This window comes from Streptomyces sp. NPDC045678 (genome assembly GCF_056432085.1).
Genome location: NZ_JBWKJS010000006.1, coordinates 321,919 through 333,678 on the forward strand (window position 1 = coordinate 321,919; position 11,760 = coordinate 333,678).

The following is an 11,760-nucleotide window of genomic DNA, read 5'->3' on the forward strand; positions in this document are numbered from 1 at the left end:
CCGGGCCGTCAGGAACATGGTTGCGTGGGGCTGCGGGCTGGGGTACGTTCGGATCACCGTAGTTGATCAATATATGTTGGCAATGTGGCCTCAAATGGCTTGAGTTGCCGAATGGCGTGTCCTCTGTCGACACATCTGCGTGTGCTTTTTGAGTCGGTGTTGAGTAGGGCCGGCTTATTCAAGTGCGCTTACGGTCCCTCTTCGTATAGAGGGGCAGGTAAGCGTTTTTCAGGCGTCGGGGGAAGGTGCCTAAATGTCCGTAGTTCCTGCTGCGCTGTCGGACCGTGAGGCCGAGAGCGCGATCGCGGTCGTCGGCATCGCCTGCCGGCTGCCCGGGGCGAGCAGTCCGGCCGAGTTCTGGCGGCTGCTCAGTTCCGGTGAGCACGCGGTCACTTCGGTGCCGCCGGGCCGGTGGGCGCGGGGCGCGGGCAGGGGTGCGGGCGGCGACGCGGGCACGGGCAGCGGAGGGGGCGCGGCCGGCACCGCCAACGCCGCCATGGAGCACGGGGCCTTCATCGACGGGCCGGACCTGTTCGACGCCGAGTTCTTCGGGATCTCGCCGCGCGAGGCGGCCGCGATGGATCCGCAGCAGCGCCTCATGCTCGAAATCGGCTGGGAGGCACTCGAAGACGCGGGCCTGCGCACGTCCGACCTCGCAGGACGACGTACGGGAGTCTTCGTCGGCGCCATCGGCGACGACTACGCCACCCTGCTCCGCCGCCGCGGCGCCGCGGCGGTGACGCACCACACGCTGACCGGCCTGAACCGGGGCATGATCGCCAACCGGCTCTCCTATCTGCTGGGGGCCCGCGGCCCGAGCATGGTGATCGACACGGGCCAGTCCTCCTCCCTCGTCGCGGTGCACACCGCCTGCCAGAGCCTGCGCGCCGGCGAGTGCGAGACGGCTCTCGCGGGCGGCCTGCACCTCAACCTCGCCTTCGACAGCACCCTGAGCGTCGCGCGCTTCGGCGGACTGTCCCCCGACGGCCGGTGCTTCGTCCTCGACTCCCGCGCCAACGGGTTCGTCAGGGGCGAGGGCGGCGGCCTGGTCCTGCTCAAACCGCTCACCCGGGCACTCGCCGACGGCGACCGGATCCACGGTGTGCTGCGCGGCAGTGCCGTGAACAACGACGGTGGCGGGGACACCCTCACCACACCGAGCCGGTCCGCCCAGGAGGACGTCCTGCGCCGGGCCTGCGCCGCCGGGGGTGTCGCCCCCGACGAGGTGCAGTACGTGGAACTCCACGGCACCGGCACCGCGGTCGGCGACCCCATCGAGGCGGCGGCACTGGCGGAGACCGTGGCTTCCGCGCATCCCCGGCACCGGCCGCTGCTCGTCGGCTCCGCCAAGACGAACGTGGGACACCTCGAAGGTGCGGCGGGCATCACCGGACTGATCAAGGTGCTGCTCTCCCTCAGGGCCCGGCAGCTGCCGCCCAGCCTGAACTTCCGGACCGCCAACCCGGCCGTACCGCTGGACGACTGGAACCTGCGGGTGCAGACGGAACTGTCGCCCTGGCCGTGCCCCGACGTGCCGCTGGTCGCGGGGGTGTCGGCGTTCGGGGTGGGCGGGACGAACGCGCATGTGATCGTTTCCGAGGCGCCGGTTCCATCGCCGGTTCCGTCGCCGGTTCCGTCGTCGGTGTCGGCGTCCGGTGGTCACGAAGCTGCTTCTGTCCCCGGCGGAGACCGTGCTCCCGGCGTGCTGCCGTGGGTGGTCTCCGCGCGGACTCCGGAAGGGTTGCGGGGCCAGGCGGCACGGCTGCGCGACTCCGTGGCGGCCGGTGACGCCTCCCGCGAGGACATCGGGTGGTCGCTCGCCGGGCACCGAACCGCCCTGGAGCACCGCGCGGCGATCGTGGCCGACGGCCGTGCGGAGTTCCTGGCCGGACTGGACGCCCTCGCGTCCGGGGAGCCGGCCGGACATGTGATCACCGGCACGGCTCCCCGGGGCACCGGAGTGGCTTCTGGCGCCACCGGCACGGCCCCCCGCGACACCGGCGTGGTGTTCGTGTTTCCCGGTCAGGGCGCGCAGTGGGTCGGCATGGCCGCCGAACTCCTGCGTACCTCACCGGTGTTCGCCGAGTCCGTGGAGGAGTGCGCCCGGGCGCTCGCCCCGCACGTCGACTGGGATCTCCGCGACGTACTGAAGGACACCTCGGACGGCAGCGCGCTGCAGAGGGTGGACGTCCTGCAGCCCACCCTGTGGGCCGTGATGGTCTCGCTGGCACGGGTGTGGCGTTCCCTCGGAGTGGTCCCTTCCGCGGTCATCGGCCATTCGCAGGGTGAGATCGCCGCGGCGTGCGTCGCCGGTGCGCTGTCCGTGGAGGACGCGGCGCTCCTGATCGCTTTACGGAGCCGGATCGCCGGGCGGCTGACCGACAAGGGCGCGATGGCGTCCATGGACGCGCCGGCGGAGCGGGCCGCCGAGTTCCTCGCGGGCCGGGACGACGCCTGGATCGCCGCGGTCAACAGCCCCTCCGCGACCGTGGTGGCGGGCAGCCCGGAGGCGGTGGCCGAGGTCGTGGCGCGGGCGGAGGACGCCGGTCACCGCACCCGTACCGTCGAGAACGCCTATGCCTCGCACACGCCCCATGTGGAAGAGATACGGGACGAGCTCCTGCGGCGGGTGGCGTCGATCGCGCCGCGGGCCGCCGACGTACCGATGTACTCGACGGCCGCTGCGGGGCCCGTCGCGGGCGAGTCGCTGGACGCCTACTACTGGTACCGCAACCTGCGTGAGACGGTGCGTTTCAAGGACACCGTGCAGAGCATCGTCGAGGCGGGTTACACCCTCTTCCTGGAGGTCAGCCCGCACCCCGTCCTCACCAACGCCGTCCAGGAGACCGGCCGGGCCGCCGGCGCGGCCGTCGCCACGACGGGAACACTGCGCAGGGACAAGGGCGGCAGAAGGCAGCTCCTGACCTCGCTGACCCAGCTCTGGGCCAACGGCGCGGCCGTCGACTGGGCCGCGGTCTTCGACGGCACGGGTGCGCGCCGGACCGACCTGCCTACGTACGCCTTCCAGCGCCGCCGGTACTGGTTCGAGACCGCGGGCCTCGACGGGGCGGGTCTCGATGAGGTGGATCTCGGCGAGGCGGATCTCGGAGATGTGGTTCTCGGCGAGGTGGGTCTCGACGGGGCTGGTGCCGACGAGTCGGGTTCCGGCGAGGCGGGTTCCAGCGAGGCGGGTTTCGGCGTCACGGGTAGCGCGCCGGTATCCGCGGCCGCCGGGCGGCCCGTCGACGCCGCCCGTCAGGTAAGGGCCCACGTCGCAGCGGTCCTCGGACATGCCACGCCCGACGGACTCGACACGGGACGGACGTTCAAGGACCTCGGGTTCGACTCGATCATGCTCGGCGAGCTGAGCAACCGGATCAACGCCGCGCTGGGCCTCGGCCTGACCACGGCCACGCTCTTCGACCACCCCACCCCGGCCGAACTCGCCGCCCACGTCACCGCTACGGCCACCCCCACCGCCACTGTCCATGCGTCCGCCACCGTCCGCGCGCCCGCCACCGTCCACGCGCCCGCCCCCGCCCGGCGGTCCGGGGCCGCGGACCCGGCCGGTGACGACGACCCCATCGCCATCATCGCGATGAGCTGCCGCCTTCCCGGCGGAGCCCACTCCCCGGAAGACCTGTGGCAGCTGGTGGCCTCGGAGCGGGACGCGATCTCCGCGTTCCCCGAGGACCGCGGCTGGGACCTGGAGCGTCTGCACGACACCGAGGGCCCCGGCAGCAGCTTCGCCCTGGGCGGCGGGTTCCTGGACGAGGCGGGCGAGTTCGACGCCAGGTTCTTCGGGATATCGCCGCGTGAGGCCCTCGCCATGGACCCGCAGCAACGCCTGCTCCTCGAGACCTCCTGGGAGCTGCTGGAACGGGCCGGCATCGACTCGGCGTCACTGCGCGACAGCCGGACCGGCGTCTTCATCGGCACCATGGACCAGGAGTACGGGCCCCGGCTGCACGAAGCGCCCGCATCGCTCGACGGGTACCTGCTCACCGGAAAGACCTCGAGTGTCGCCTCCGGCCGCATCGCGTACTCGCTCGGTCTGACGGGCCCGGCCCTCACGGTGGACACGGCGTGCTCGTCGTCCCTGGTCGCACTGCACCTGGCGGTGCAGTCGCTGCGCCGCGGAGAGTCCTCGCTCGCCCTCGCCGGCGGCGTGACCGTTCTCAACACCCCGGGCATCTTCACGGAGTTCAGCAGGCAGCGCGGCCTGTCCCGTGACGGCCGGTGCAAGGCGTTCGCCGCTGCCGCGGACGGTACGGGGATGGGCGAAGGCGCCGGAATGCTGCTGGTGGAGCGCCTGTCGGATGCCGAGCGGAACGGCCATCGGGTGCTCGCGGTGATCCGCGGTTCCGCGGTCAATCAGGACGGCGCGTCGAACGGACTGACAGCACCCAGCGGCCGCTCCCAACAGCGGGTGATCCGTGAGGCGTTGGCGGACGCGGGTGTCGTGTCGTCGGACGTGGATGTGGTCGAGGCGCACGGGACGGGTACGGCGCTGGGCGATCCCATCGAGGCGCAGGCGTTGTTGGCGACGTACGGGCAGGGCCGGGACGCGGACCGCCCGTTGTTGCTCGGGTCGGTGAAGTCGAACATCGGGCACACGCAGGCCGCTGCGGGTGTGGCCGGGGTCATCAAGATGGTGATGGCCATGCGGGCGGGCGTTGTGCCGCGAACTCTGCATGTCGACGAGCCGAGTCCGCAGGTGGACTGGGCGTCAGGCGCGGTGGAGCTGGTGACGCGGACCGCGGAGTGGCCGGAGTCGGGCCGGGTGCGGCGGGCGGCTGTCTCGTCGTTCGGCATCAGCGGTACGAACGCGCACGTGATCGTCGAGGCTCCGCCGGTCGCGGACGAGGCTCCGGTGTCTGCCGATCCTCCGGTCGTACGGGCCGGTGTGGTGCCGTGGCTGGTGTCGGGGCGGTCGGCGGAGGGCCTTCGGGGGCAGGCGGCGCGGCTCGGTGAGTTCGCGGCGTCCGCTGACGCTTCTGTGGCGGATGTGGGCTGGTCGCTGGCCACGCGCCGGGCGGCACTGGAACACCGTGCGGTGGTGGTGGCCGAGGGTCGGGAGGAGTTCCTGGCGGGGCTGGAGGCGATCGCTTCGGGCGAGCCTTCCGGTGCTGTGGTGAGCGGTACGGCTCCGGGCGGCGCCGATACACGCGTCGTCTTCGTCTTCCCTGGTCAGGGGTCGCAGTGGGCCGGTATGGCCGCGGATCTGCTGGATACGTCCCCGGTGTTCGCGGACTCCGTCGACCGGTGTGCGCAGGCCCTCGCGCTCCACACCGACTGGTCGTTGCTCGACGTGCTGCGTTCGCGGCCGGGGGCGCCGTCCCTGGGCCGGGTCGATGTCGTGCAGCCCGTGCTGTGGGCTGTGATGGTGTCGCTGGGGGAGTTGTGGCGCTCGCGGGGTGTGGAGCCCGCCGCTGTGGTCGGTCATTCGCAGGGTGAGATCGCTGCCGCGTGTGTGGCGGGGGTGCTGTCGCTCGAGGACGGTGCTCGGATCGTGGCCCTGCGCAGTGCGGTCATCGCGGGTGAACTGGCGGGCCACGGCGGGATGCTGTCGGTGGCGGCGTCGGCCGCGCGGGTGGAAGAGCTCCTGGGTGACCGGGAGGGCGTGTGGGTGGCCACCGTGAACGGGCCCGCCGCGACGGTGGTGGCGGGCGGTCTTGAGGGGCTGGACCGGGTGGCCGCGGACGCGGAGGCGGCCGGTGTCCGGACGCGTCGCGTCCCGGTGGACTACGCCTCGCACACGCCGCACGTGGAGGCGGTCCGCGAGCAGCTGATGGAGCTGGCAGCCCCCGTCACGCCCCGTGCGGGACACATTCCGATGTACTCGACGGTGACCGGCGAAGGACCGGTCGCCGGTGAGGGCCTGGATGCCGCGTACTGGTACCGGAACCTGCGGGAGCGGGTCCGTTTCGCCGAGACGATCGACGCCCTGATCAGTGAGGGTCACACGACCTTCGTGGAGGTCAGTGCGCATCCGGTGCTGACGGCGGCGATCGAGGAGGCCGGGCACGCGGCGGACAAGCCGCTGACCGTGACCGGCACCCTGCGCCGGGAGCAGGGCGGTGAACGGCAGTTCCTCACGTCCCTCGCCGCCCTGTGGGTGCACGGGGTGACGCCGGACTGGGCGGCGATCCTGCCCGCCCCCGACGGCGACCCCGTCGACCTGCCGACTTACGCCTTTCAGCGCCACCGCTACTGGCTCGCCCCCACCGGCTCCGCGCCCGATGTCCGGGTCGACCTGCCGGCCGAGCCCGGCCCCGAGGACGGGTCCGAGGGCGGGTCCGGGTCGCTCGAGGGGTTCCCGCGACGGGTGGCGGAAGCGGCCACCCCCGCGCAGCGGAAGCAGGTCGTGCTGCGGGAGGTGTGCCGCCAGGCGGCGGCCGTCCTCGGCTGGTCATCGGCGGACGAGGTGGAGGTCGGACGGGCCTTCCGCGACCTCGGTTTCGACTCGCTGACCGGCGTCGAACTGCGTAACCGCCTGGTCGCGGCGACGGGCCTCGCCCTCTCGCCCACGGCGGTGTTCGACCACCCGACTCCGGTGGCGCTCGCCGAGTACCTGCGGGACGGAATCCTCGGGGTGGACACCACGGCTCCGGGATCCGGCACGTCCGTCGCGACGCTCGGCGGCTCCGACGAGCCGATCGCGATCGTGTCGACCAGTTGCCGTTTCCCCGGTGGCGTACGGTCCCCGGAGGACCTGTGGGACGTACTGCTGTCGGACCACGACGTGATCTCCGGGTTCCCGACGGACCGCGGCTGGAACTTCGACGAGCTGTACCACCCCGACACCACACGGCCCGGCAGCTGCTACGTCCACCAGGGCGGGTTCCTGCACGACGCGGGGGAGTTCGACGCGGGCTTCTTCGGGATATCGCCGCGTGAGGCCGTCGCCATGGACCCGCAGCAGCGGCTGCTCCTGGAGACCTCGTGGGAGGCCCTCGAACGGGCCGGCATCGACCCGTTGTCGTTGCGCGGCAGCAGGACCGGTGTCTTCGTCGGTGCCGTCCCGCAGGGGTACGGCAGTGGCGCGGCCGACGCCGCGAACTCCCTGGGGTACCTCTTCACCGGGTCGGCGGGCAGCGTGACGTCGGGTCGCATCGCCTACTCGCTCGGCCTGACCGGTCCTGCCATCACCGTGGACACGGCGTGCTCGTCGTCCCTGGTCGCACTGCACCTCGCCGTACGCGCCCTGCGCAACGGCGAGTGCGGGATGGCGCTCGTGGGCGGGGCCAGCGTGATGTCCACGCCCGGGATCTTCACGGAGTTCAGCCACCAGCGCGGACTCGCGCCCGACGGCCGCTGCAAGCCCTTCGCGGCGTCGGCGGACGGCACCGCATGGGCGGAGGGCGCCGGAGTGCTGCTGGTGGAGCGCCTGTCGGATGCCGAGCGGAACGGGCACCGGGTGCTCGCGGTGATCCGCGGCTCGGCGGTGAACCAGGACGGCGCGTCGAACGGTCTGACGGCACCGAACGGCCCGTCCCAGGAGCGGGTGATCCGTGAGGCGTTGGCGGACGCGGGTGTCGTGTCGTCGGATGTGGATGTGGTCGAGGCGCACGGGACGGGTACGGCGCTGGGTGATCCGATCGAGGCGCAGGCGTTGTTGGCGACGTACGGGCAGGATCGTCCGGTCGGGCGGCCGTTGTTGCTGGGTTCGGTGAAGTCGAACATCGGGCACACGCAGGCCGCTGCGGGTGTGGCCGGCGTCATCAAGATGGTGCTCGCCATGCGGGCGGGCGTCGTTCCCCGGATGCTGCACGTCGACGAGCCGACTCCGCATGTGGACTGGTCATCGGGTGCCGTGGAGCTGGTGACGCGGAACGAGACGTGGCCGGAGACGGAGTCGGGGTCGGGTCGGGTGCGGCGGGCTGCTGTGTCGTCGTTCGGCGTGAGCGGTACGAACGCGCACGTGATCGTCGAGGCTCCGGCGGCCGTGGATTCCGTTCCGGCGTCTGCCGATCCTCCGGTCGTACGTACCGGTGTGGTGCCCTGGCTGGTGTCGGGACGGTCGGCGGAGGGGCTTCGGGGGCAGGCGGCGCGGCTCGGTGAGTTCGCGGCGTCCGCTGACGCTTCTGTGGCGGATGTGGGTTGGTCGCTGGTTACGCGCCGGGCCGCGTTGGAGCACCGTGCGGTTGTGGTGGCCGAGGGTCGGGAGGAGTTCCTGGCGGGGCTGGAGGCGATCGCTTCGGGCGAGCCTTCCGGTGACGTGGTGAGCGGTGTGGCCCAGGGTGGGTCGGACGCCGGTGTGGTGTTCGTCTTCCCTGGTCAGGGGTCGCAGTGGGCTGGCATGGCCGTGGATCTTCTGGATGCGTCCCCGGTGTTCGCGGACTCGGTCGACGGGTGTGCGCGGGCCCTCGCGCCGCACACCGACTGGTCGTTGCTGGATGTGTTGCGTTCGCGGCCGGGGGCGCCGTCTCTGGAGCGGGTCGATGTGGTGCAGCCGGTGTTGTGGGCCGTGATGGTGTCGTTGGGGGAGTTGTGGCGCTCGCGGGGTGTGGAGCCTGCGGCCGTGGTGGGTCATTCGCAGGGTGAGATCGCTGCCGCGTGTGTGGCGGGGGTGCTGTCGCTCGAGGACGGTGCTCGGATCGTGGCTCTGCGGAGCAAGGTGATCGGTGAGGAGTTGGCGGGGCAGGGCGGTATGGTGTCGCTGGCCAGGCCGGTCGAGCAGACCACGTCACTCCTGGCCCGGTGGGACGGCCGGATCTGTGTGGCCGCCGTGAACGGTCCGGAGGCCACCGTGGTCGCCGGTGACGCGGCGGCGCTCGACGAGCTGATGGACGTATGCGAGCGCGAGGGCGTGCGAGCCCGTCGTGTACCGGTGGACTACGCCTCGCACTCACCGCACGTGGAGGCGGTGCGTGAGCGGCTGATGGAGGTTGCCGCGCCCGTGGCGGCCGGTGCGGGGCGGATTCCGATGTACTCGACGGTGACCGGTGAAGGACCGGTCGCGGGTGAGGGGTTGGATGCCGCGTACTGGTACCGGAATCTGCGGGAGCAGGTGCGGTTCCACGAGACGATTGACACGCTGATCAGTGAGGGGCATACGACCTTCGTGGAGGTCAGTGCGCATCCGGTGCTGACGGCGGCGATCGAGGAGGCCGGGCACGCGGCGGACAAGCCGTTGACCGTGACCGGCACCCTGCGCCGGGAGCAGGGCGGTGAACGGCAGTTCCTCACGTCCCTCGCCGCCCTGTGGGTGCACGGGGTGACGCCGGACTGGGCGGCGATCCTGCCCGCTCCCGACGGCGACCCCGTCGACCTGCCCACCTACGCCTTCCAGCACGACCACTACTGGCTCGCCCCCGCCGCACCGAAGCACACCACGGCACCGGACACACCGGACACACCGGACACGCACGCCGAGTTCTGGGCCGCCGTGGAGCGCGAGGACCTGGACGAACTGGGGCGGACCCTGGAGTGGGACGGCGACCGGACCGAGCTGACGGCGGTGCTGCCCGCGCTGTCGGCCTGGCATCGGCGGCACAGCGCCGCGTCCGCGCTGGACTCCTGGCGCTACCGGGAGGACTGGACGCCGCTGCCCGATCGTGCCGGTGCCAAGCTGACCGGCACCGGCACCGGCACCGGCACCGGCACGGGCACCGGCACTTGGCTCGTGGCCGTCGCCCCCGACCAGGTCGGAAGCGCGGTGCACGAGGCGGTCGTCGAAGGGCTCCGCGAACACGGAGCCGTGGTCGAGACGCTCGTGGCGCCCGACGATCCACAGCAGTGGGCCGACACGCTCGCGGCACAGATGCGGCCCTCGGCAGCCGGCGTGGTCTCGCTGCTCGCTCTCGACGAGCCGTCCGTCACGGACGCGGCCGCGTTCCCGAGCGAATTCAGCGGATTCCGGCGGACGCTCCTGCTGATCCAGGCGCTGGCGGCGACCCAGTTCGCCGCGCCCCTGTGGTGCGTCACCCGGGGCGCCGCGTCCGTAACCGCCGATGACCCGCTGACCAGCCCGGCACAGGCGCTCGTGTGGGGCCTCGGGCGAGCCGCGGCACAGGAACTCCCCACCCTGTGGGGTGGCTTGATCGATCTGCCGGAGGACACGGACCGGCGGACCGTGGACAGGCTGTGCGCGGTCCTGGCGGCCGAGGGCCACGAGGACCAGGTCGCACTGCGCCCCGCAGGGACGTTCGGGCGCAGGCTCGTCCGGGCCCCGCTCGGCGACATCGCGGGCACCGACTGGAAGCCGGGCAGCGGAACGGTACTGATCACCGGAGGCACCGGGGCGCTCGGGAGCCAGGTCGCCCGCAGGCTGGCCGACCGGGGCGCCGAACACCTGCTGCTCGTCAGCCGCCGCGGAAGCGACGCGCCGGGCGCGGCCGACCTGGAGGCGGAGCTCGTCCGGGCGGGCGCCGGGGTGACGGTGGCGGCATGCGACATCTCCGACGACGACGCCCTCCGCGAGCTCCTGGCGTCGATACCGGCCGACTGCCCCCTCACCTCGGTGTTCCACACGGCAGCGGTACTCGACGACGCGGCCGTCGAGGCCCTGACGCCCGAGCAGGCCGTCGGCGTACTGAGGGTCAAGGCGGGGGCCGCGTGGCGGCTGCACGAACTCACCCTCGACCGGGAGCTGTCCGCCTTCGTCCTGTTCTCCTCCGTGGCCGGCAGCGTCGGCATGGCGGGCCAGGGCAACTACGCGCCGGCGAACGCCTACGTGGACGCGCTGGCCCGCTACCGTCGCGCGCAAGGGCTGACGGCCACCTCCGTGGCGTGGGGTCCGTGGGCGGAGGGCGGCATGGCCGACGCCGACGCGGTGGCCGGGCTGCGGCTCCGGCACGGTCTGCCGCTGCTGCCTCCGGAGACGGCGGTGCTCGGTCTGGAAGCGGCCCTGGACCACGGCGAGACGGCGGTCGTCGTCGCCGACATCGACTGGGACCGGTTCATCCACGCGTACACCGCCGTCAGGCCCAGCGGCCTGTTCGACGGGGTCCCCGAGGCCCGGCGGGCGCTCGGCGCGGCCGGCGACGGAGCCGATGGCACGTCCGCGTCCGCCGGGGGAGCCGACCGGGGAACTGGTGGGAGTGCCACCGGGGGTACGAACACCTCCCTGCGCGACCAGCTCGCCGATGCCGAGCCCAGGGAACGCAAGCGGCGCCTGCTCGACGCCGTACGCGCCCAGGTGGCCGCCGTCCTCGGACACGACTCGGCCGAATCCGTGGGCGCCGGGCGGCAGTTCCTGGACCTCGGCCTCGACTCGGTCACCGCCGTGGAACTCCGCAACAGGCTGAACGGCATCACCGGGATCCGGCTGCCGGTCACCGTGATCTTCGACCATCCGACGGTGAACGAACTCGTCGCTCACCTCGGTGCCCAGCTGTTCGACACGGGCACCGGCATCACAGGCACCACCAGCACCGCCGGCACAGCCGACACTGCCGCCACCGCCGGTGCCGCCGACCTCGACCGGCTGGACGGCCTGCTGGCGACGATGGCGGACGACGACCCCGCAAGGGACACGATCGCCGAACGGCTCCGCGGTCTCCTCCGTGCGGCCGAGGGCACCGGCCGGGCCGCGGACAACCCCGCGGAGAACCCCACGGACGGCGAGAGCCATCTCGCCGCCGCCACCAATGACGAACTCTTCACCTTCATCGAGAAGGAATTCGGGATCTCCTGACCCGCCGAAGTCCGCGCCGGCCGCACCGCCACGGCACCTCTCCCGACCTACCTGCTGACTCACCGCATGGAGCACAAGTAATGGACGACGTCGAGAAGCTCCGCCATTTCCTGACGCGG

Annotated in this window: 1 protein-coding gene; it reads left to right on the forward strand. The window is 72.2% G+C overall.

Annotated features, from left to right (window positions below; genetic code table 11):
• The first annotated feature begins 253 nt into the window (after positions 1 to 253).
• Positions 254 to 11,641 carry a type I polyketide synthase gene (locus AC07DO_RS22635; protein ID WP_479062063.1) on the forward strand — a complete coding sequence of 3,796 codons (11,388 nt, stop codon included), beginning with the start codon at positions 254 to 256 and terminating at the stop codon, positions 11,639 to 11,641.
• Positions 11,642 to 11,760 lie beyond the last annotated feature (119 nt).

Coding starts and splice junctions, on each gene's coding strand:
- AC07DO_RS22635 (WP_479062063.1), top strand. CDS start 254: ATGTCCGTAGTTCCTGCTGCGCTGTCGGACCGTGAGGCCGAGAGCGCG.